We start from the raw sequence: 596 nt of genomic DNA on the forward strand, positions 1-596 counted from the left end.
GGTCGCTTTGAGCTGTTGAATAACTTCCTCAGGAGCATGTGCACCAAGCTGCTTGGTGCACTGTTCAAAGGCAAATGCAACGCCGCCTTGTCGATAGTTTCTCGCCAACACTTCGCACTGAGCATAAAGATGCCTCGGGTCGCCACCAACTTCAAACGCCTTGTTTAACGCCTTACTCGCTTCTAATACGTCGGTTTTCTCCAACGCTAAACCGTACACATACCAATACTGAGCGTTATCTTTCGCGCTTTCTGCTGCCTGTTTTAAATACTGATTAGCTTGTTTGCTGTTGCCTTGTCTTAACAGCGCAAGCCCTGCACTGTAAGGCAGCGAACTTGATTTCGGCTGCGCTTTCATTCCCGCACTCAGAATTTGTACCGCTTTGGCTTCATCACCTTGTCGGCGATACATGTCCGCTAAATTGACGTAGCTATTTTCGAAATAAGGTTCGATGTCGATAGCTTGTTGATACAGTTCGATCGCTTTATTAGCCTCTCCCAAACTGCGATATACATTGGCTAAGTTAGTTCGCCCAAATCCGCGATCGGCATTAAAGCGTTGAATGTCCATGTATTCATCTAACGGTTTTTGAATGC

General features: G+C 46.5%; 1 protein-coding gene. It reads right to left on the reverse strand.

What is annotated here, in order from left to right; all coding sequences use genetic code 11:
* The coding region (locus tag R7Q46_RS28565; RefSeq protein ID WP_318078495.1) for a tetratricopeptide repeat protein at positions 1–596 on the reverse strand (596 nt) is incomplete at both ends.

Source organism: Vibrio sp. 811, assembly GCF_033339195.1.